This is a genomic window from Streptomyces sp. NPDC005151 (assembly GCF_053599875.1).
This window is the reverse complement of the sequence record NZ_JBSFYR010000012.1, coordinates 1-19,978: the sequence shown is the minus strand read 5'-3', so window position 1 is coordinate 19,978 and position 19,978 is coordinate 1. Positions and strand designations below refer to the sequence as shown.

The 19,978-nt window shown below is 68.7% G+C and carries 20 protein-coding genes and 5 pseudogenes; 12 read left to right on the top strand and 13 right to left on the bottom strand.

The window, feature by feature from the left end:
* Positions 1 to 17 precede the first annotated feature (17 nt).
* Positions 18 to 908, top strand: a complete 891-nt coding sequence (locus ACWD6R_RS09555) for a GNAT family N-acetyltransferase (protein ID WP_451818185.1) — start codon at positions 18 to 20, stop codon at positions 906 to 908.
* A gap of 60 nt (positions 909 to 968) precedes the next feature.
* Here the strand turns inward: ACWD6R_RS09555 and ACWD6R_RS09550 are convergent, their stop codons facing one another.
* The 3 genes from ACWD6R_RS09550 to ACWD6R_RS09540 form a co-directional block, all read right to left on the bottom strand.
* Positions 969 to 1,406, bottom strand: coding sequence for a hypothetical protein (locus tag ACWD6R_RS09550; protein ID WP_451818184.1), 438 nt, complete (start codon positions 1,404 to 1,406; stop codon positions 969 to 971).
* Between the two features lie 71 nt (positions 1,407 to 1,477).
* Positions 1,478 to 1,906, bottom strand: coding sequence for a GlcG/HbpS family heme-binding protein (locus ACWD6R_RS09545; protein WP_451818183.1), 429 nt, complete (start codon positions 1,904 to 1,906; stop codon positions 1,478 to 1,480).
* Positions 1,907 to 1,972: 66 nt separating this feature from the next.
* A complete protein-coding gene (locus tag ACWD6R_RS09540; RefSeq protein ID WP_451818182.1) occupies positions 1,973 to 3,184 on the bottom strand; it encodes an MFS transporter in 1,212 nt (403 codons plus the stop codon).
* A 137-nt stretch (positions 3,185 to 3,321) separates the two neighbouring features.
* Between ACWD6R_RS09540 and ACWD6R_RS09535 the strand changes: the two genes are divergently transcribed.
* Genes ACWD6R_RS09535 through ACWD6R_RS09525 form a run of 3 tightly spaced genes read left to right on the top strand, consistent with a single transcriptional unit; the run spans position 3,322 to position 5,471 of the window.
* Positions 3,322 to 3,780 carry a MarR family winged helix-turn-helix transcriptional regulator gene (locus ACWD6R_RS09535; protein ID WP_451818181.1) on the top strand — a complete coding sequence of 153 codons (459 nt, stop codon included), beginning with the start codon at positions 3,322 to 3,324 and terminating at the stop codon, positions 3,778 to 3,780.
* A 28-nt stretch (positions 3,781 to 3,808) separates the two neighbouring features.
* Positions 3,809 to 4,261 (top strand): N-acetyltransferase family protein, encoded by a 453-nt coding sequence (locus ACWD6R_RS09530; protein ID WP_451818180.1) that lies wholly within the window; start codon positions 3,809 to 3,811, stop codon positions 4,259 to 4,261.
* Positions 4,262 to 4,307: 46 nt separating this feature from the next.
* Positions 4,308 to 5,471, top strand: coding sequence for a winged helix DNA-binding domain-containing protein (locus ACWD6R_RS09525; RefSeq protein WP_451818179.1), 1,164 nt, complete (start codon positions 4,308 to 4,310; stop codon positions 5,469 to 5,471).
* Between the two features lie 53 nt (positions 5,472 to 5,524).
* On the opposite strand, the gene ACWD6R_RS09520 is transcribed toward ACWD6R_RS09525, so the two are convergent.
* Together ACWD6R_RS09520 and ACWD6R_RS09515 are read right to left on the bottom strand one after the other, a co-directional pair.
* Entirely contained in the window at positions 5,525 to 6,907 is a 1,383-nt protein-coding gene (locus ACWD6R_RS09520; protein ID WP_451818178.1) for a serine hydrolase domain-containing protein, read from the bottom strand.
* Between the two features lie 64 nt (positions 6,908 to 6,971).
* On the bottom strand, positions 6,972 to 7,556 hold the full coding sequence (locus ACWD6R_RS09515) for a dihydrofolate reductase family protein (protein ID WP_451818177.1): 585 nt from the start codon (positions 7,554 to 7,556) through the stop codon (positions 6,972 to 6,974).
* Between the two features lie 120 nt (positions 7,557 to 7,676).
* Here ACWD6R_RS09515 and ACWD6R_RS09510 point away from each other — a divergent pair, with 120 nt between their 5' ends.
* Entirely contained in the window at positions 7,677 to 8,282 is a 606-nt protein-coding gene (locus ACWD6R_RS09510) for a TetR/AcrR family transcriptional regulator (protein ID WP_451818176.1), read from the top strand.
* 78 nt (positions 8,283 to 8,360) lie between these two features.
* On the opposite strand, the gene ACWD6R_RS09505 is transcribed toward ACWD6R_RS09510, so the two are convergent.
* The 3 genes from ACWD6R_RS09505 to ACWD6R_RS09495 all read right to left on the bottom strand — a co-directional run bounded on the left by ACWD6R_RS09505 (position 8,361) and on the right by ACWD6R_RS09495 (position 10,898).
* Positions 8,361 to 9,242 carry a GNAT family N-acetyltransferase gene (locus tag ACWD6R_RS09505; RefSeq protein ID WP_451818175.1) on the bottom strand — a complete coding sequence of 294 codons (882 nt, stop codon included), beginning with the start codon at positions 9,240 to 9,242 and terminating at the stop codon, positions 8,361 to 8,363.
* A gap of 575 nt (positions 9,243 to 9,817) precedes the next feature.
* Positions 9,818 to 10,414, bottom strand: a complete 597-nt coding sequence (locus ACWD6R_RS09500) for a dihydrofolate reductase family protein (protein WP_451818174.1) — start codon at positions 10,412 to 10,414, stop codon at positions 9,818 to 9,820.
* Positions 10,415 to 10,661: 247 nt separating this feature from the next.
* Positions 10,662 to 10,898 (bottom strand): hypothetical protein, encoded by a 237-nt coding sequence (locus tag ACWD6R_RS09495; protein WP_451818173.1) that lies wholly within the window; start codon positions 10,896 to 10,898, stop codon positions 10,662 to 10,664.
* A gap of 215 nt (positions 10,899 to 11,113) precedes the next feature.
* On the opposite strand from ACWD6R_RS09495, the gene ACWD6R_RS09490 reads away from it, so the two are divergent.
* The 5 genes and pseudogenes from ACWD6R_RS09490 to ACWD6R_RS09470 form a co-directional block, all read left to right on the top strand.
* Positions 11,114 to 12,349, top strand: coding sequence for a glycosyltransferase (locus ACWD6R_RS09490; protein ID WP_451818172.1), 1,236 nt, complete (start codon positions 11,114 to 11,116; stop codon positions 12,347 to 12,349).
* 189 nt (positions 12,350 to 12,538) lie between these two features.
* On the top strand, positions 12,539 to 14,686 hold the full coding sequence (gene helR / locus ACWD6R_RS09485) for an RNA polymerase recycling motor ATPase HelR (protein WP_451818171.1): 2,148 nt from the start codon (positions 12,539 to 12,541) through the stop codon (positions 14,684 to 14,686).
* Positions 14,683 to 14,886 (top strand): annotated as a pseudogene (locus tag ACWD6R_RS09480) (DDE-type integrase/transposase/recombinase); the annotation flags it as partial. The gene helR and the pseudogene ACWD6R_RS09480, both read left to right, overlap by 4 nt.
* 106 nt (positions 14,887 to 14,992) lie before the next feature.
* Positions 14,993 to 15,336: pseudogene (locus ACWD6R_RS09475) on the top strand (helix-turn-helix domain-containing protein); the annotation flags it as partial.
* Positions 15,337 to 15,549: 213 nt separating this feature from the next.
* Positions 15,550 to 15,798 (top strand): annotated as a pseudogene (locus ACWD6R_RS09470) (GNAT family N-acetyltransferase); the annotation flags it as partial.
* On the opposite strand, the pseudogene ACWD6R_RS09465 reads toward ACWD6R_RS09470, so the two are convergent.
* Positions 15,746 to 16,953, bottom strand: a pseudogene (locus ACWD6R_RS09465) (IS110 family transposase). The pseudogenes ACWD6R_RS09470 and ACWD6R_RS09465 sit on opposite strands and share 53 nt — an antisense overlap.
* Positions 16,954 to 17,344: 391 nt before the next feature.
* Here ACWD6R_RS09465 and ACWD6R_RS09460 point away from each other — a divergent pair.
* Positions 17,345 to 17,761: pseudogene (locus ACWD6R_RS09460) on the top strand (transposase); the annotation flags it as partial.
* Positions 17,762 to 17,819: 58 nt separating this feature from the next.
* Here the strand turns inward: ACWD6R_RS09460 and ACWD6R_RS09455 are convergent.
* On the bottom strand, positions 17,820 to 18,434 hold the full coding sequence (locus ACWD6R_RS09455; RefSeq protein WP_451818170.1) for an HAAS signaling domain-containing protein: 615 nt from the start codon (positions 18,432 to 18,434) through the stop codon (positions 17,820 to 17,822).
* Positions 18,431 to 18,805 (bottom strand): PadR family transcriptional regulator, encoded by a 375-nt coding sequence (locus ACWD6R_RS09450; RefSeq protein WP_451818169.1) that lies wholly within the window; start codon positions 18,803 to 18,805, stop codon positions 18,431 to 18,433. Before ACWD6R_RS09450 ends, ACWD6R_RS09455 begins: the two co-directional genes overlap by 4 nt.
* 188 nt (positions 18,806 to 18,993) lie before the next feature.
* Here ACWD6R_RS09450 and ACWD6R_RS09445 point away from each other — a divergent pair, with 188 nt between their 5' ends.
* Entirely contained in the window at positions 18,994 to 19,374 is a 381-nt protein-coding gene (locus tag ACWD6R_RS09445) for a hypothetical protein (RefSeq protein WP_451818264.1), read from the top strand.
* Positions 19,375 to 19,381: 7 nt separating this feature from the next.
* Here the strand turns inward: ACWD6R_RS09445 and ACWD6R_RS09440 are convergent, their stop codons facing one another.
* Both ACWD6R_RS09440 and ACWD6R_RS09435 read right to left on the bottom strand, forming a co-directional pair.
* Positions 19,382 to 19,591 (bottom strand): LysR family transcriptional regulator, encoded by a 210-nt coding sequence (locus tag ACWD6R_RS09440; protein WP_451818263.1) that lies wholly within the window; start codon positions 19,589 to 19,591, stop codon positions 19,382 to 19,384.
* A 54-nt stretch (positions 19,592 to 19,645) separates the two neighbouring features.
* Positions 19,646 to 19,978: integrase core domain-containing protein (locus tag ACWD6R_RS09435; RefSeq protein WP_451818168.1), on the bottom strand; the 333-nt coding region annotated here is incomplete at its 5' end.

Below are 19,978 nucleotides of genomic sequence, written 5' to 3'. Positions count from 1 at the left end.
CGGACAGCCTGGCCCTCATGCCCAGCCCACTGCCCCACCCGCACACCGATACGCCCATCCGGCGCCTCACCCGGGGAGACCTAGTCGCCTGCGCCAATCTCTGCGAGGACCGCGGCTGGCCGCGTGACGAGCACCGCTGGGCCCTGCTCCTCTCCGCAGGAAAGGGCTACGGCATCGATGATCCCGAGGGCAAAGGCCTGATGGCCGCCTGTGTGATGACCTCATACGGCCAGGGCCTCGCCGCCATCGGCATGCTCCTCGTCGCCGAGCGGTACGCGCGCCAGGGGATCGCCCGGCGCCTGATGCACCAGGTGATCGAAACGGCGGGGGAGACGTCACTCAGCCTGTACGCGACGTCGGCCGGGCGGCCGCTGTACGAAGAGCTCGGTTTCGAAGGGGTGGGCCGGGCCGAGCGGATCAGTGGTCGCTTCCGGCCGACCGGCGCGTCGGGTGACGGCACTCCCGCAGCGTCCACCGTGGCCGTCCGTCCGGCGACGGCCGAGGATCTGCGTGCCATGCTCCGGCTGGACGCGGAGGTGTTCGGCGCGGACCGGACGCATCTCCTTGCCCGGCTGCCGGCCTTCGCAGATCACCTCCGGGTCGCGGAGGACAAGGACGGGCTTGTCGGCTACGCGGCGCTGTGGCCGAGCGACGGTGTCCATGTGGTCGGTCCGCTGATCGCCCATGACACCGTCACGGCGCTGGCGCTCGTCGACTCCCTCGCGCAGGCGACGGACCGTCCCCTGCGCGCGGACATCGACGCACGCCACGAAGAACTGTTGGACCGGCTCAAGGAGTGTGGTCTGCAGCCGGTCGGCTCCGGAACCACGGTGATGGCCTACCGGTCCCCGGACCTGCCGGGCGACTGGACCCGTCGCTTCGCACCATTGACCGTGGCGACGGGCTGACGCGGACCGGGCTGAACGGCGCCGGGCCGGGGAAATGCCTGTCACCGGCCCGTTGTCCTGTCAGTCGAACCAGAGCGCGAGCTGGACGTTTGCGTCACCGTGGATGGCGGCCGGCGTTTCTATCACCGTCCACACCGGCTTCCGGTCTCCGTCCACCGGAACGGCCTCACGCCGGGCCATCCGCGCGTCCGACGCCGCTGCGGGCTCGTCCCAATCGACGGTCTTCAGCTCGTCCCAGCCGATCCAGGTGGCGTTGCACGCGTCGGCCGCCATGTTCCCGAACTCCTGGCGGACGCGGTCGCAGACACCCTCCGGCAGCCCACGGCCGGCCGCGAGCGGTCGAAAGCCGGCACGGTTGCGCACGCCGAAGAGGCAGCCGAACGCGTCGTAACTCCGGCCCATGTAGAGCAGATCGAGATCGACTGCGGCCGACCAGGGCTCGCCCTTCTCGTACCAACTGGCCCGGCACTCGATGAAACCGTAGATGTCCGTTCCCATGTGCCGGGATTCTCCTGGCACATGGGAACGGACACCAATGGATTTCCGCTGCCTTCGCAGCGGTTCGCGAGTCAGCCGAGAGCCGTCACGGCGGCCGTGGCGAAGCCGTGGTCCTGCTCGGGCGCGCCACCGCCCACGCCGACGGCTCCGATCAGCCGACCGTCGCGGAAGACCGGAACACCGCCGGCGATGAAGAGCAGCGGCCGGTCGAGGGCGGTCGGCAGGGTGTGGAAGAGCCCGCCCGGCTGGACCGCGTCGACGAGGTCGGCGGTCGGGGCGCCGAGCTGAAGGGCCGTGTACGCCTTGCGGGTGCTGGTCTCGCCCGCGATGAGTACGGCCCGGTCGTCGCGGCGGAAGGCCAGCAGGTGGCCGCCCGCGTCGAGGACCGTCACAGCGGCGGTGACACCGGCGGCTTCGGCAGCGGTGCGGGCTGCGGCGACCAGCAATTCCGCGTCCTGAATGGTCAGCGGAGCAACGGCCGTGGGGAGGGTGGTGCTCATGAGGGATGGCTCCTTGGTGCGGTGGAGAGTGCGCGCCCTGTGGTGAGCGCGCGCGTTGTGGGGGTGTCAGCGCCGGGCGGCGGATGCCTCGACCGGCTCGGGAATACGTCCGGCGACAAGGCGGCTGCGGGTGACCGTCCGGCGCTCCAGGGCGCTGGAGAGGACGGCGAGGACCAGAGCGGAAGCAGCCAGTGCGGCGCCGACCCAGTTGGGTGCGGTGTAACCGAGACCGGCAGCAATGACGAGGCCGCCGAGCCACGCCGACAGCGCGTTGCCGAGGTTGAAGGCGCCGATGTTGACGGCGGAGGCGAGGGTCGGGGCCCCCGCCGCCTGGTCGAGAACCCGCTTCTGCAGCGGCGGTACGGTCGCGAAGCCCAGGCCACCGATCAGCACGATGGTGACGGCTGCCGCGATCTTGTTGTGGGCGGTCAGCGTGAAGACTGCCAGGATCACGGACAGGGAGCCCAGCGACACGTACAGCATCGGCATCAGGTGGCGGTCGGCGAACTTGCCGCCGAGCAGATTGCCCCCGACCATGCCGAGCCCGAAGAGGACCAGCAGCCAGGTGACGGAGGACGCGGAGAAGCCGGCGATCTCGGTCATCATCGGCGTGATGTAGGTGATCGCGGCGAAAACTCCACCGAAGCCCAGGACGGTCATCGCCATGGCGAGCAGCACCTGCACATTGCGGAACGCGGCCAGCTCATGGCGGAGCCGCACGCCTTCGGCCTTCGGCTGCTCGGGCACCAGCCTGGCCACACCCAGAAGGCCGACGACTCCGAGGGCCGCAACGATGAAGAACGTGGTCCGCCACCCGACGCTCTGCCCGATGTAGGTGCCGAGCGGTACGCCGACGACGTTGGCGACGGTGAGGCCGGTGAACATCATGGCGATCGCGCCGGCCTTTTTCTGTGGGGCGACCAGATCGGCCGCGACGACCGATCCGATGCCGAAGAAGGCACCGTGGGCGAGGGAGGCGATCACTCGCCCGGCGAGCATCACGCCGAAGACGGGGGCGACGGCGGACACCACGTTGCCCACGATGAACAGCCCCATCAGGAGCATGAGCATGCGTTTGCGGGTGACCCGCGTGCCAAGGACTGTCATCAGCGGAGCGCCGAGTACGACTCCGAGTGCGTAGCCGGTGACGAGGAATCCTGCGGTGGGGATCGAGACCTGGAAGTCCGCAGCAACCTCGGGGAGCAGCCCCATGATCACGAACTCGGTGGTTCCGATACCGAATGCCCCAATGGCGAGGGCGAGGAGCGCGAGCGGCATGGGTTTCACCTTCTCAAGAGATTGCATCTGCGCCTTACAAGCGTCCACAATAATTGCAAGCGCGATTAATTGCAAACGCGGGCTATTGCAGACGTCCTCTATCCTGGAGGCAAGCGGCTCCGCACAGAGGAGAGACCATGACAGCGACGGACCCTGCACTGACTGCCCTCTCGCAGGGCTGGTGCGCCCTCTCCCTGCTCCACGGCAAGATCGAGTCTCATATCGAGCGGGCCCTGCAGTCCGGGCACGGGCTCAGCATGCGGGAGTACTCCCTGCTCGACGTCCTGAGCCGACAGCACAACGGCCCGGGCGGCCATCTGCAGATGAAGCAGGTCGCCGACGCGGTCGTGCTCAGCCAGAGCGCCACCACCCGTCTTGTCAGCCGCCTCGAAGACCGCGGGCTGCTGACCCGGTATCTCTGCGACACCGACCGCCGCGGCATCTACACCAACGTCACCGATGCCGGCCTCACACTGCTTGCCCAGGCCCGGCCGACCAATGACGCCGCTCTGCGCGCCGCCCTCGACGAGGCGGCCAGGAACCCCGAGCTGGCCCCGCTCGTCACGGCGGTCGAAGAGCTGAAAGTCCCCGCGTAGGCCACCTGAACTGCGTAGCCTGCCGATCATGAGCGATCTGGAAATACGCCCGGCGGCCCCCACCGACATCCCGGCCGTCGTGGCCATGCTCGCGGACGATCCGCTGGGCGCGCAGCGCGAGTCGCCGGACGATCTCGCCCCCTACCACGCCGCGTTCCAGCGACTCGCCGATGACCCGAACCAGCACCTGGTCGTCGCCGTCCGCGAAGGCGGTGTTGTCGGGACCCTGCAGCTGACGGTGGTCCCCGGGCTCTCCCGGCGCGGCTCGACCCGCTCCATCATCGAGGGCGTTCGCGTCCATGCCGATGAACGCGGCAGCGGCCTCGGCACTCAGTTGATCCAATGGGCAGTGGACGAATCCCGGCGCCAGAACTGCCAGTTGGTCCAGCTGACGTCCGATGCGACGCGGACCGATGCCCATCGCTTCTACGAGCGACTCGGCTTCACCGCCAGTCACGTAGGTTTCAAGCTCGCTCTGTGACCGCAGTTCGGAATCCACAGGATCCGACAGACCGAAGGAGCGCTCGATGCGCGCCATCAGCGACACACAGCGCCGGATCAGACTCGGCCGACGTCACTTCCTGGCGCCCTCCGTGCGGGCCGCATCCGCGGTCTCCGTGGCCGACGCGGTCGTTGCCCTGCACGCCACCGACGCGGCCACTGTCTTTCTTTCCACCTGCGCCCGGCTCGCCGAGGCCGGCGTGGACACGGTGGAGCGGGCTCTCTACGAGGACGTCTCTCTGGTCCGGCTGCTCTCCATGCGCAACACCCTCTTCACGGTGTCGAGCGGGCTCGCCCCGTATGTCGACGCGTCGAACGCCCGGGCCGTGGCCGCCAAGGAGCGCCGGACCTTCCTCAAGCACCTGCAGGACGACGGGAACGGACTGGGCGAGAACTGGCTCATCGAGACGGAAAAAGCGACCCTGGCCGCCCTCACAGCGCGCGGCTCCGCCACCGGCAGCGAGCTGTCCGCCGCCGTACCAGCGCTGCGTACGAAGATCACAATCTTCCCCGGCAAGAAGCAGGAGGCGGTTCAGGGAGTCGCCACCCGTGTTCTGCGGGTGCTGGCAGCCGAAGGCCTGATCCGCCGGGACCGGCCGCGCGGCTCCTGGACCTCCAGCCAGTTCCGCTGGACGGCAGGCGAGCCATGGCCCGCCCGGGAGCCCGCAGAGGCACAGGCGGAACTGGCCCTGCGCTATCTCCGCTCGTACGGCCCCGCGACCGAGGCCGATCTGAAGTGGTGGACGGGCTGGGGCCTCGGCCAGGTACGCAGTGCGCTGGCAGCCGCCGGAGCCGAGGAGGTGCGGCTCGACAGCGGCGCGACGGGCTGGGTCTCCCCGGGGGACACGGAGCCCGAACCGTCCCTGGAGCCGTGGGCGGCACTGCTTCCCGCCCTCGACCCGAGCGCGATGGGCTGGGCCGATCGCGGTTTCCATCTTCCGGCCGAGCACCGGGCGGCACTCTTCGACCGGTCCGGCAACATCGGCCCGACGGTGTGGTGGAACGGCGAGATCGTGGGTGGCTGGGCACAGCGCGCCGATGGCGGGCCGGCCTGGCGACTGCTGTCCGACATCGGCCGGGATGCCACCACCGCGATCGAGGCGGAGGCGTCCCGGCTGTCGGAGTGGGTGGGGGAAACACGGATCACTCCACGCTTCCGCACGCCGCTGGAAAGGGAGTTGACGGCATGAGCGGGCTCCGGCGTCGCGTTTCACGTGAAACGTGACGCCGGACGCCGTGACGCTCAGGCGCCGAGGCCCCGCCAGCCCTCCGCGTCGACCCCACCGGGAACGGCCGACGCGGGATCGTACGGCTCACGTGTGAAGACGAACGACCCCAGGTCGAGGTGGCTCACGCTTCCGTCGACGTCCCGGACGGCACGGAGTGTCTCCCCCGCGTAATAACCGTCGAGGCCGGTCCAGGTGCCGTCCGGCTGCGCGACGAATCGGGCACCGCGGCCGTCGCCACGCAGCGGCCCCAGTTCCAGCCCCCGGTCTGCAGTCAGGCGCAGGACATTCGGGCGCGTGCCCCAGTACCAGAGTCCGGTCAGCGCGAGGAGTTCCGGGTCGGCCTCGGGCAGCGGGCGCCACGGCTCAGGGATGCGCGGCTCGGCCTCGGCGACGATCTCCACGAGGTCCGCGGCAATCGGACCGGCGAGCGGCCCAGAAGTGGCATTGGCGAGCACCACGGCGGCCACATCATCCTCGATGCTGAACCAGAGCGTTGCCAGGAACCCCGGCAGCGAGCCGGTGTGCCCGAGCAGGGTGCGGCCGCTCTGTTGTACGACCTGCAGGCCGAGACCGTAAGCGCCCTCCCCGGGACCGGACTCGGACGGCGCCGACGGAGCACGCATCTCCTCCACCGAGGCGGCGCCCAGCACACGGTCATCCCCCTCGACGAGGAAGGCGGCGAACCGGAGGAGGTCGGCGGTGGTCGACCAGAGCTGCCCGGCCGGTGCCATGAGACCGAGGTCCTCCGCCGGTTCGGGAAGCATGACATCGGCCCACGGGTGGACGGCCCAGCCACCCGCGTGCGGCGCCTGTGGCTGGGTGCTCGTACGACGCATGCCCAACGGTTTCAGGATCTCGCGCTGCAGTACCTCCGCCCACGATGCGCTGCGCACCGCCTCGATCAGCGCTCCGAGCACTGAGTAGCCGGGGTTCGAGTAATGGTGCCGACGGCCAGGAGGGTGCATCCGCGTCTGCTCGCCGAGGACATCGGCGAGCTCGGGGCGCAGAGTTCCCGGCGTCCGCTCCCACCAGGGCGCGGGCGACTCGGCGCTCAGCCCCGCACTGTGGCCCAGTAGTTGGAGGACGGTGACCCCGCCGACCCCTGTCCCTGGCAGGTGCTTTTCCAGCGGGTCGTCGAGATCGAGCAGCCCCTCGTCACGCAGCCGCAGGACCAGCACGGCTGTAAAGGTCTTGGTCAGGGAACCGATCCTGAACTGTGTATCGGAGTCGGGGGCGTGACCGTCGACGCAACTGCGCGATCCGTTCCAGACGATCCGGCCCTGGCGCTGCACCGCAGCGACGAGCGAGGGCGTACGGCCTTCGACCTGTGCGGAGGCGATGCGGTGCAGCAGCGCCCGCTGCGTACCGGGAAGCAACTCTTCTGAGGAATAGGTCATGGTCCACAAGTACCGGCACATCGACTCGTCGGCGACCCGATTTCGCGGCCAGCGGGCCCGGGGGTCAGCGCTTGCGGCTGTACGTCCTGACCAGTACTCCGTTGTCGAAGGCAGCCACCGAATCCAACATGAACTCCGTGGCCGCAAAATCCGATCCGAACATCGGCATTCCCGAGCCGTAGACCAGCGGATACGTCTTGATCACGAGCTCGTCGATCTCGTCGAGCAGTTCCCCCGCGAGCTGTGAGCCACCGCAGAGCCAGATCCCGAGGCCGCTCTCCTCCGCCTTGAGTTCCCGCACCCTGCCGACCACGTCGCCGGAGACGAGTTCGACGTTCGGGTCCGGCGACTCCTTCACGGTCCGGGATGCCACGAGCTCGCGCAGTTGGGCATACGGACTGGTGATGTTGGCGTCCAGGGCCAGTTGGTAGCTGGCTCTTCCCTGGATCACGGTGTCGAACTTCTGATTCCTGACGCCGTGAATTCCCAGCTGCCGGCGGCCTGCGGTCGAAACCGTCTCCGGATACTGGGACTTGAGGTAGTCGAGGAATTCCTCGTCCACGAACCGGTACATGGACGACGCATCACCGCTCGGGTCACCGATGAAGCCGTCGATGGAGCAGGCAATGAAGTAGGTCAGCTTTCGCACAAGATCCCCGTTCAATGTGGCGTTGGCTCGGGCATGTGAACCACTTCGCTTATAGTGCTTCACATGTAGTGGTTGCGCAAGACCCTTTCCGCAGAGGGACCGAAGGAAGAGGAGACACACATGGTCAGGAACCCGGAGCGCAGAACGGCACTCGTCGATGCCGCCATCGAGGTGCTGGCGCACGAGGGTGCGCGAGGGCTCACCTTCCGTGCGGTCGACACACGGGCGGGCGTACCGGTCGGGACGGCGTCCAACTACTTCGCCAACCGGGACGACCTGTTCATGCAAGCCGGCGCCCGGATCACCGACCGGATGACACCGGACCCGGTCGGAGTCGAGGAGGCGATGCGCCCGGCTCCCTCGCGCGAGCTGGTCACCGAACTGATGCGATGGCTGGTACAGCGCATGGCCGCCGATCGCACCGGCTACCTCGCCATGCTGGAACTGCGCCTGGAGGCCACCCGGCGCCCCGCCCTCCGGGACCGGCTCAACCGGACCTTCCGCGCCAATCTGGACGAGAGCGCCCGCTTCCACCGGGAAGCGGGGCTGCCGGGCGATGCCGACGCCTTCCTCGTGCTGTATCTCGCCATGACGGGCCTGCTGCTGGAGCACTTCACACTGCCCGACGTGCTCACCGGGAGCGAGACCGCCGACGCTCCCCACACCGAGGCCGTCCTGGACCGGCTTGTGGAGACGGTCGTCACCCGCATCATCCCTGCGGGGTGACCCGCTCGGGGAGGGCAGCACACGGCCGGGGCAGCCCTGTCCGGGCAACAGAGCAATCCCGGCCTTGCGGCATCGCGTCTACAGATCGAGCTGGTACAGAAGCGATTTATGGGTCGGCAGATATCCGAACGCGTCGTTGATCGCGCGCATGGGCCGGTTGCTGTCGGCCGTGTCTGCCAGCAGACCGCCGAGATCCGGGTGGTACTCGACGGCCTGCCGGATCGCCTCGGCCTTCATCCATCGGCCGAGGCCATGTCCGCGGTGCTCGGGCAGGACCCCGGTGCCGTAGTGCTGGCCGTCACCCCTGCCGGCGCCGGGGACGACCAGCTCGGTGAAACCGGCGATCGTGCCGTTCGACTGGTCGATGACGGCGACCGTGTACAGAAGGTCGCCGCGCTTCTCGATGACCTGTGCCACTGCCCGGACCCGGTCCACGTCCCAGCTCACCGTGCCGTAGTCGGTGTCGTCCATCGGCATGTCGTCCATGGCCCGCCGCGAAGACGCGAAAGTCTCGGCGAGCTCATCGGGGACGGTTCCGGCCCATGACACCAGCTGGTAGCCGGGGTGCGGCTTCCGGATGATCTCGGTGAGAGCGGCGAGGTCCGCCCGCGCCAACGCGAGCCGGGCGAACGTCAGGGTCAGGACCTTGCGAAAGCCCCGTGCCGAAAGGAACCGGTCACCGGGTGATCCCGCGTCCACCTGAGCGGTGACGCAGCTCCGGCCCTCGGCTCGAGCAGTGGCCACAGCCGCTTCCAGCAGCTGTGATCCGATGCCGTTCCGCCTCTCGGCCGGATGGACGTCGAGTTCGAGCTCGGCCAGGTGCTCCTGACCGGTGGTCGTGAAGAGACGCAGAAAAGCTGATCCGGTCGGAGCTCCGGTGGGACCGGATGCGAGCCACGCCAGGCGGTGGCCGGCCGGGCCGCGGTCGGGGTCGGTCAGCGGGGTGATGCGAATCGACAAGATGTCTCCGTCATGAGGAAGCGGTTGGTGGCCTGGCAGTGCACGAGTTCGGGTGCTGACAGCTCCTGCGCATGTGCTGCACACCTCCCGTCGATGACGTCGCTCCGCGCGCGGGACGACCCAGCAACCGTATCCATCGCCGGGGTCCGCAACAACGGCGTTTATCGGCTGCCGAACCCGCCGTGGCACGTCCGGTCGGCATGGGTTCCGGCCTGCGGCGCGGGCGGACAAAGAACGATTGACCGCATGGCTGTCGGTCGCACCGACCGAAGCGGGATCGCTCCCTGGAAGGCGTCCCGCGAGGTCGAGAAGGCTCCCCGTCCCGTCGCGCTCGGGCACCGACCGGCGGCCCTGGAGTGTTTCGACCCGGAGCCGGCCGGGAATTGGCCGGCATGACGCTGCGCGCCACCGGGCCGGCCGTGCCCTCCGCCCAGGACCTCGGCGCCGGCAGCGGTGCAACCGGCGGATGACCGCCGCGCCGACGGACGGGTCGAACGAGGCGAACCGGCAAGCGCCGGAACCGTACGGCCACCAGGGTCGGCCCGGCGCACGGCCCCGGCGCCCCGCCGCCCGACCTACCCCTCGGTGACCGGCCGGTAGGTGCAGACGTGTACCCCCGTGCCGCTGGTGACCGTGGAGACCAGCTCCAACGGGCGCAGCGCGCCGTCGCCGGGGAAGATCGTCTTACCACCGCCGAGGACCACCGGCATGATCACCAGCCGGAGCTCGTCGACCATGCCCTCGCGCAGGAGGGTGCGCGCAAGCGTGGGGCTCCCCATGACCAGCAGGTCGCCGCCGTCGGCCTCGTGCAGCTCACGGATGCAGGCAACGGCCTTGTCGCCGGGGATGCGCGTGGTGTTGTCCCACGTCAGCTCGGCGTCGCCCAGCGTGTCGGACACGACGTACTTCGGGATGGCGTTCATCCGGTCGGCGAACGGGTCACCGGCTCGCTCGGGCCACGCCGCGGCCATCGACTGCCACGTGCGGCGCCCGAACAACAGCGCCTCGGCCTTGGTCAGCGCGTCGTCGAAGGCACCGCCCACCACCTCCGGATCGAAGAAGGGGTGCGACCAGCCGCCGTGGGCAAAGCCACCGTCGGTGTCCTCGTCGGGTCCGCCTGGCGCCTGCACGACGCCGTCCAAGCTCATGAACTCACTGATCACGATGCGCACGGGACTCGCTCCACTTCCTCATCCGGGTCAACTGCAGAAAAGACTCCGGCGCCGCTCCAAAGTCATCCCTCCCAGTGGATCCCGCATTCGCCGCGGGGAGAAGGAGGATCTGCCGGCGAGTCTCGCGGCGACGTCACACGTGCCACCGTGATGCCCACGAGGCTGCGACTGTGCCGTGAAGTCGGGGGCCCTTGGGACTGCAGGTTCCCCTGCCCTGAATCAGCGTCAGATTCTGTGACTTGTGGTTTCACGTGCCGTTCCAGCACCGTGTCGGTGCCGTAATCCCGTGGCACTTGTCGTTTTCTTGAGTGGTGCCGTCGCCGGCGTGCTCGGTGTCGTGCATGCGCTTGGCGGGCTCCACCCAGCGCTCGTGCGGCGCGGCAACGAACTCCCTGAGAAGGGCGGCGCTCTCGACGACGTTCGAGCCGGCCTTGCTGAAGAGGGTGAAGAACTTCTCGTTCCGCGGCTGCATCCGTAGGCCCATGGGGAGATCCTCCTGGGCCGACGGTACCCCCGTACGCGGCGCGCCGCCGCTTCGCGAGGAGGTTGTCCGTCCACAGCGGACGATAAATGGGAAAGGGGAGTACCCACTCCTTTCCACTCTCAACGTATAGCGCACCGGGGGGCTTGCGGCAAGACCCGGGTCGTGCCGCAGAATCGCCGACCGAAGCCAGAACTTGAGGAAATGGGAGTCGCGAAGTGCGGGTGCTGTTGTCGACGTATGGGTCGCGCGGGGACGTCGAACCGATGGTGGGACTCGCGGGGCAGTTGCGGGCACTCGGCGCGGAGGTGCGGGTGTGCGCGCCGCCGGACGAGGACTTCGCGCAGCGGCTGGCCGGTGTCGGCGTGCCGCTGGTGCCGGTCGGCCAGTCGGCGCGTGCGCTGACGACTGCGGCGTCGCCGCCGTCATCCCTCCCCCGGCGCGCGGCCGAGTTGATCGCCAGCCAGTTCGCCGCGGTCACCGCGGCGGCCGAGGGATGCGATGCGTTGGTGGCGACCGGCGCGCTGCCGGCCGCGGCCGGCGCGCGGTCGGTGGCCGAGAAACTGGGCATCCGCTCCGTGTCCGTGACCTTCCAGCAGCTCACCCTGCCGTCGCCGCACCACCCGCCGCTGGCGTATCCGGGCCGGCCGTTCCCGCCGGAGGTAACCGACAACCGGGTGCTGTGGGACCTGGACGCCCAGAGCATCAACGCGCTGTTCGGTGAGGCGCTCAACACGAACCGGGCATCGATCGGCCTGCCACCGGTGGACGACGTCCGCGACTACGTCATCGGCGACCAGCCGTGGCTGGCGACGGACCCGACCCTGGACCCGTGGCAGAAGACGCCGGACCTCGACGTCGTGCAGACCGGCGCGTGGATCCTGCCGGACGAACGCCCGATCCCGGCCGAGTTGGTGGCGTTCCTGGACGTCGGCACACCACCGGTGTACGTGGGCTTCGGCAGCATGCCCATGCGCGCATCGAAGGACGTCGCCCGGGTGGCCATCGAGGCGATCCGCGCGCAGGGCCGCCGCGCACTCGTCGGGCGCGGCTGGGCCGACCTGGCCCTGATCGACGGCCAGGACGACTGCTTCGTCGTCGGCGAGGTCAACCAGCAGGCACTGTTCGGCCGGGTGGCCGCCGTCGTGCACCACGGCGGCGCGGGCACCACGACGACGGCCACCCGGGCCGGCGCGCCCCAGGTGGTGGTACCCCAGATGGTGGACCAGCCGTACTGGGCCGACCGGGTGGCCGACCTGGGCATCGGCGCGGCACACGACGGTCCGACTCCGACCTTCGAGTCCCTGTCGGCCGCGCTCCAGACGGCCCTGACCCCCCAGACCCGCGCACGAGCGACGGCCGTGGCCGGCACGATCCGCACCGACGGGACAACGGTGGCCGCGAAGCTGCTGCTCGACACGGTCAGCCGAGAAAGGCCGCCCAGGTCCGCGTGAACCACACCGGATCGTCGAGCCAGGACCCAGAACACGAGAACCTACACACCCTGGCGACCTGAACCGACAACGGCCACGGGGTCCACGTCAGGCGGAGCGTTGCTCGTCATGGCCACCAGGTTCGTCGCGCCGGTCCAGACGCCCTGCCGCGCGCAATGGTTGCAAGCGGCCTCAGATCGGAGCTGATGAGTGAACCCTCTGACCACCAGCGCGTTCGACCTTCCCGACCACATCTCCCCCAAGGCCGACCCGACGCTGATCGCCGGCGATGAGCAGCACTTCGCAGCCATCGCGGAGTGCCTCGAGCAGTCGATCGCCGAGCTGACCGACCGCCTCGACGCCGAGCGCAAGGCACCCGGCGGCATCGGCCGGCAGGCGATGGACCGGGACACGGAGGTCCACCGGCTGACCGCTCGCCTGCGCGCACTGCGTCGCTTCGGTTTGGACCTGTGCCTCGGACACATGGTCAGCGCAGACGACGCCGAGCCCGTGTACGTCGGACGACTTGGCCTTACGGACAGCGCGGGTCGTCGGCTGCTGCTCGACTGGCGCTCCCCCGCGGTCGAGCCGTTCTTCGGAGCCACCCACGCCAACCCGATGGGTCTGGCGAGCCGCCGCAGGTATCGCTGGACCCGCGGCCGGATCAGCGACTACTGGGACGAGGTGTTCACCTCGGACGGGTTTGCCGGGCACGCCGCGCTCGACGACCAGTCCGCCTTCATCGCCAGCCTGGGCAGCAACCGGTCGACACGGATGCGAGACGTGCTGGGCACCATCCAGGCCGACCAGGACGCCATCATCCGCGCGGGATCCCGCGGCGCTCTCGTCGTCGACGGCGGTCCGGGTACGGGGAAGACCGTCGTCGCTCTGCACCGCTCCGCCTACCTCCTCTACTCCGACCCTCGCCTCGGTCACCGCCGGGGCGGCGTGCTGTTCGTCGGTCCGCACCAGCCCTACCTGGGCTATGTCGCCGACGTCCTCCCCAGCCTCGGAGAGGAGGGCGTGCAGACCTGCACCCTGCGGGACCTCGTCGCCGAGGGAGCCGCAGCAGCGATGGAGGCCGACCCGAACGTGGCCCTCCTGAAGTCGTCGGCGAACCTGATGAAGGCGATCGAGACGGCCGTCAGGTTCTACGAGGAGCCACCCACCAAGGGGATGACGATCACGACCCACTGGTCCGACATCTGGCTGGGCGCCGACGATTGGGCCGTGGCGTTCGAAGCAGCAGAACCCGGTACTCCGCACAACGAGGCGCGCGACCAGATCTGGGAGGAGCTGCTCACGATCCTGGTGGACAAGCACGACGGCGACGCCTCGGCTGACCTGCTCCGCAAGTCGCTGCTGCAGAACAGGGAGCTGCTCACGACCTTCAACCACGCGTGGCCGCTGCTCGAAGCGGCTGACCTCGTCGCAGACCTGTGGTCGGTACCCGCCTACCTGCGGAAGTGCGCGCCCTGGCTCAGCCCCGAGGACGTTCAGCAGCTGCAGCGCGGGGCCGCCCAGGCCTGGACGGTGTCCGACCTGCCGCTCCTGGACGCAGCACGGCAGCGGCTCGGCGACCCGGAGGCGTCGCGACGTAAGCGTCGGCATAACGCCTCTGTCGCCGCCGAACGCGAGCACATGGCCAAGGTCGTCGACGCCCTGCTTGAGGCCGATGACGACGGTGAAGGTGTGGTGACGATGCTGCGCGGACAGGACATACAGGACACCCTGGTCGACGAGACCGCACTGCCCAGCACCGAACCGGACCTGCTCGCCGGCCCGTTCGCGCACATCGTCGTGGACGAGTCCCAGGAACTGACCGACGCAGAGTGGCAGATGTTGCTGCTCCGGTGCCCGTCCCGGAGCTTCACCATCGTCGGGGATCGCGCCCAGGCCAGGCACGGGTTCACGGAGTCGTGGCAGGAACGGCTCGGGCGGATCGGGCTCGACCGGATCAACCTGGCCTCCCTGAGCATCAACTACCGGACGCCGGAAGAAATCATGGCGGAAGCCGAGCCGGTCATCCGGGCCGTGCTCCCGGACGCCAACGTGCCGGCCTCCATCCGCAGCAGCGACGTCCCCGTCGTACACGGATCTGCTTCGGATCTGAGCTCGATCCTCGACACCTGGCTCGCCGCACATGTCGACGGGATCGCCTGCGTCATCGGCGATCCCACATTCCGGACGACGTCCCGCGTCCGGTCGCTGACCCCGGAGCTGTCGAAGGGGCTCGAGTTCGATCTGGTCGTCCTCATCGACCCAGAGGCGTTCGGCAAGGGCATCGAAGGAGCAGTGGACCGCTATGTCGCGATGACCCGAGCGACCCAGCAACTCGTCATCCTCACGAGCTCCTGACGTCGGCCGGACGAACGCCCGCTCCCGGCCGAGTTGGTGGCGTTCCTCTCTACCTCGCCACCGTCCTGGACCTCTTCTCGCGCCGCCTGCTCGGCTACGCGATGGGCGCGCACCACGACGCGGCCCTGGTGGGAGCGTCGCCGAACATGGCAGCCGCGACCCGCGGCGGCCAGGTCGACAGCGTGATCTTCCATTCCGACAGGGGAAGCGAGGGTGGATTCAACGGGTCGTCGCAACACCTGATCGTGGAGGCGTTGCGTGGGAAGACCAGTGGGATGGGTGACGACGTTGACGGGGCGTCCGGCGATGCGTTCACGGGGCGGCCTCCGGTCCGTCGGGACGTGGAGCGGGCGTTCTGGGTGAAGATCGCCGAGGGGCTGACCAGCGAAGATGCGGCGATCGCGTGCGGTGTGTCGGGGCCTGTGGGTTCACGGTGGTTCCGCGAGCGTGGCGGTATGCCGTTGATCCAGCTCAGCCCGTTGTCGGGCAGATATCTGTCATTCGCGGAACGTGAGGAGATCGCGCTGCTCAAGGCCCAGGACGTGGGAGTACGCGAGATCGCGCGCCGGCTGGGCCGATCGCCGTCGACCGTCTCCCGGGAGTTGCGGCGCAATGCGGCCACCCGCGGCGGGCGGCTCGACTACCGTGCCGAGGGCTGAGCCTCCCGTGCGGGCGGCGGCGGGGATCACCGCCGCCGAGCCCGACCACCGAAACTCACCCCCGGGGCCGGGCTGGGACCGGGCTGTGCTGTGACCGGCCGCGAGCCCGGCCGTAATTCGCTTGCCCTGGCCACGGGTCAACACTGCACTGTGGCGGGACACCACGAGTCGTGGTGCCGGTATCCCGGGGAGGCAGCGGCAGCAATGGAGATCCGTCCCACGACCGACCAGGACCTCGACGTCTTCGTCGACACACTCCATGCCGCGTTCGGGCGCTTCCCGGAAACCCCGACCGAGGGCGGCGGGGTCTGGTGGTCGGCCCTCGAAATGGACCGCAACCTGCTCGCCATGACGGCGGACGGGCGGCCCGTCGGCACCGCCGGTGCGTACTCCTTCGAGCTCACCCTGCCCGGTGAGACCCTCGTCCCGGCCGCCGGGGTGACCGCCGTCGGCGGAGGCAGCCGATCATGCGGCTGAAGAGGTTGCGCTGGGCTGCGGTGTGCCGGTCGCCAGTCTCTCGACGACGGTCATAGTGGGCTCTGGCGCCGGGTGAGTGGGCCATGGCTGCGAATGCCCAGACGTAGCCGACTGCGGCCAGTCTCTGGTTCTTCACGCGGCGGGCCAGGACCGCGACGCTCTTCCCGGATGCTCTGGTGATCGGGGCCGCGCCTGCGTAAGCCTTGAGGCCCTTCGCGTCGGCGAAGCGGGAGCGGTCGTCGCCGATCTCGGCGAGGACGCGGGCTCCGCTGAGAGGGCCAAGGCCGGGGAAGCTGACGATGATCTCGGCATCGGGGTGCTTCTCAAACGCCTCAGCCGACGCTTCAGCGAGGTCGTTCGCGCTGACACAGGCGGCGTCGAGTTGCCACAAAAGCGCCAACGTCTGATGCCCCATCGCCTCTTCTACCAAAGGGTGTTGGCGCATCTGTGCATGTCGTAAAGCTACGTAGAGTCGTTCCGTTTCAGCGTCGATGGTGTTCTTGCGGCCGGCCTTCCGCAGCAGCGAACGTAGTTGAGCTCGGGTCAGCCGCAAGGCGCGTTCGGGTGTGGGTGCGGCGGCGAGCAGGACCCTGGCGATCGGGTGGGACACGCCCTCGCGTCGCACTCCGACAGCGGCGAGGAACCCGGGGAAGTATTCGCGCAGGTGGGAGGTGAGCTTGTTGCTGGCCTGCGTGCGGTCCCAGACCGCGTCCTGCTGGGCTCGGGCGAGCACGGCGACGGCCTGTACGAGTTCCGTGTCCGCGGGGAGGGGCGGTGAGCGGCGGCGTCGGTGCGCAGGATGTTCGCGAGCACCATGGCGTCGAGGTGGTCGGACTTCTTGCGGGTGACGGCGTGTCTGTCTCGGTAGCGGGCGGCGGCCATGGGGTTGATGGCGTAGATCGAGCGGCCGGTGGCCCGCAAGGAGGCGACGAGCAGACCACGGGAGGTCTCGATAGCGACGGGGATGGGGTCGTCGGCACTGTCGCCGTGGGCGGCGAGCATCTGCAGCAGCTCGGCGAGGCCCTCGGCTGTGTCGTCGATCCTGCCCCGGGTGAGTAAGGATCCGGAGGCGTCGACTATGACGACATCGTGGTGATCACTGGCCCAGTCGATACCGCAGAACAGGTTCAAGCCGGCTCACGTCCTTCATGGAAGGGCTGTTGTTACTGGTCACAGCCGTGCGGGGCACGCGTCTCTCTAATGGCAGGGCTCGAAGGCCCGACATCCGATTAGCCGTTCGTGACCCCAGCGGCCAGCGGGGCCCTCGGTCTTGAGAGGAGCTCGTCGGCTCCCGAACATCTCAGAGGTGATCCCCGCACGCGGCTCGGACCACGAACATCAACGGTCCGATCATATGATCGATTACGTTGCCGATGGCGAGCGCCAGCGCCCGCCAGTCTTCTTTGAGGGCTCCAGCCCGGATCAACGGAGGGCGTCACGCTGACGCCGGCCACCGGCAACGGCGAGTAGTGGTCTGAGTTGGCAGTTCGACCGCTCAGGTTCCCGATCTGCTGCCCATTAGATCAACGGCCGCAAGCGGCACCTGGTCGTCGATACCCGCGGCCTTCCCCTGCTCGTCATGGTCACTCCGGCCGACCTCCACGACTCCGCCGCCGCGAAGGAGGTCCTCTTCCGACTCCGCCTGATGCACCCGGAGATCACCATCGTCTGGGCCGACCGGGCCTACGCCGGGAAGCTCGTGACCTGGGCCAAACGCCACCTCAACGTGACGATCAAGACCGTCAGCAGGCCCAAGGACACCACCGGCTTCGTCGTCATCGTCCGCCGCTGGGTCGTCGAACGCTCGCTGGCCTGGATGTTGAACGCCCGCCGCCATGCCCGCGACTACGAACGGCTCGTCCAGCACTCCGAAACCCTCATCACCTGGGCCGCCATCACCCTCATGACCCGCCGCATCACCCGCTGACCGGCCACCCTCCGTCACCGCACCAGTCGCCCAACGGCTCTCGACAAACCCGCAGACCGGAAACAGCTTCTCAGGCGCGGCGGGCCCGCCAGAGCCATGCTGCCGTGCCGGCCATCAGGGCGAGGCTTCCCAGGTTGCCCAGGAGGGCCGGGACTTCGCTCGCCGCCGAGCCGCTGATCAGGTTCCAGGTGACGATGACGGTGGTCGGCACGATGACGGTGAGCAGTACGCCGGTGGTCTTCTGGACGGCGGTCCAGTGCACTGAGGTGCAGAGAAGTACCGCGCCGGTGATGCGGAACAGGAAGCCGAACACCGGGCCGGGGTCGAACGCCGCGTCGGGGCCGATGGAGAAGATCATCGTGAAGGGCAGCGAGAGGGTGAGCATCAGGAGCGGGACCAGGGGGTGCACCTTGCCGCGCCGGGCGGGTGCGTCCACGTCGCTCCCGGCCGGGGTGCCGGTGGTCCCGTTCCCCGCCTCGGCCAGTGCCGTCGCCGCGATTGTGCGGGGGTCCCCGAGCTCGGCGAGGATCTCGCCGATCGTGGCGTCGGGGCGTTCGGTGCGCGTCACCTCGATGTGTTCGGCGAGGTCGGCGAGGAGTTCCTGGCGACGGTCGGCGGGGAGTGCGGAGCCCTCGCGCTCGACGGCGGAGAGGTAGTCGCGTACGGGGTCGGCAGAGGTCTTCATGCGAGGTCTCCGGTGGAGGGGTGTGGGGTGGTCAGGAAGGCGTCGACGGCGTTGCGGAAGCCGGGCCAGACGCGGGTGAACTCGTCGAGCGCGGCCCGGCCGCTGTCGGTGAGCGCGTAGTAGCGACGAGGTGGTCCGGAGGCGGATTCCTGCCAGGTGGTGGTGACCAGGTCGTCGCGGCGGAGCCGGGAGAGCAGCGGGTAGACCGTGCCCTGGCTGGTGGCCAGGGCACCGGAGTCCTCCAGGGCGTGGAGGAGTTCCACGCCGTAGCGGGGGCGGTCCCGCATCAGGGCGAGTACGCAGTACTCCAGGACGCCCTTGCGCAGCTGGGCGGCTGCCCGGGCCTGCTTGGCCGAATCACCTGGTTCCATGCGATGCAAGATACCTGGTGGGGCAAGCGGATGGGAAGGGGGCGGATCCCCTTAACCCATCAGTCTGGTGGTGCTGGTGCTTACGACCTTCCGGGTCGTTACCAGGCCGTAATCAGGCGGGTGACTCGACAAACCCGCAGATCGGAAACAACTTCTTACCGTGTTGGGATGCTCCTTCGGTGACCACCATGGACAAGCCGGTGCCTGCAGCAGGATGGGACGGCGCCTACTACCGCATCCGAACCGAGGACTTTGAAGCTCTCTTCCTGCCGGGCCCTGAGGAGGTGCCCGACGAGGTCTGCAACATCGACGCTGAGGTCCGCCCGCCCGATGGCTCGCGCTGGAGTGCGACGATCTTCACCGTTGCTGAGGCCGGCCGGTTGATGAAGCGGTGGGAGGAGACGGGAGAAGCGGCAGGTGGTCGGTGCTTCTGGTGCTCGGACGGGCTGATTGTTCGAGATCCCGGCATTCGAGGGATGGTGAGCGTGATCGCCGAGCTGCTTGCGTCCGGAGAGTTCGACGGGGCCTTTCACCGTCTGGACGACGACGTGAGCTTCAACCCTTCATGACTAGGCATCACCTTGAAGTCCGGATCGCCCGGAGCACCTTCCTTCCCAAGGGGGTCAGCGTCATGGGTCGGCCGCGTTCGGCTCTGAACAGCAGCGGCCCTCCGAGTTCTCGTTCGATCCGGTTGATCTGCGCGACGAGCGTGAACGTGTTGAGTCCGAGACTGTTCGCCGCGGCCCCGAGGCTGGGGTAGGCCGACGCTGCCGCGAATCGACTCAGGCGTTCGCTGACTCCCTGACCACTGAGTGAATCGTTCCGGGTTCGGTAGAGACTCTAAGTTGTGGCTGTGACCAGCGGTTTTGGCTGGTTCTGGAGGTAGTAGGTGGCTTCGTACTCGGCGGGCGGTACGTGATCGAGCTCACCGTGGAGTCTGGACTGGTTGTACCAGTCGACGTACTCGGCGGTGGCGATCTCTACGGCGGTAAGGCTTCGCCAGGGTTTCTGACGCTTTATCAACTCCGTTTTATACAGCCCGATCGTCGATTCCATCAGGGCGTTGTCCAGGGCGTCCGCGACGGTGCCAATGCTTGCCGCGATGTCTTCCACGGCGAGGTGGGTGGCCAGGCGGAAGCTGGTGTACTGCGAGCCCGCGTCCGAGTGATGAAT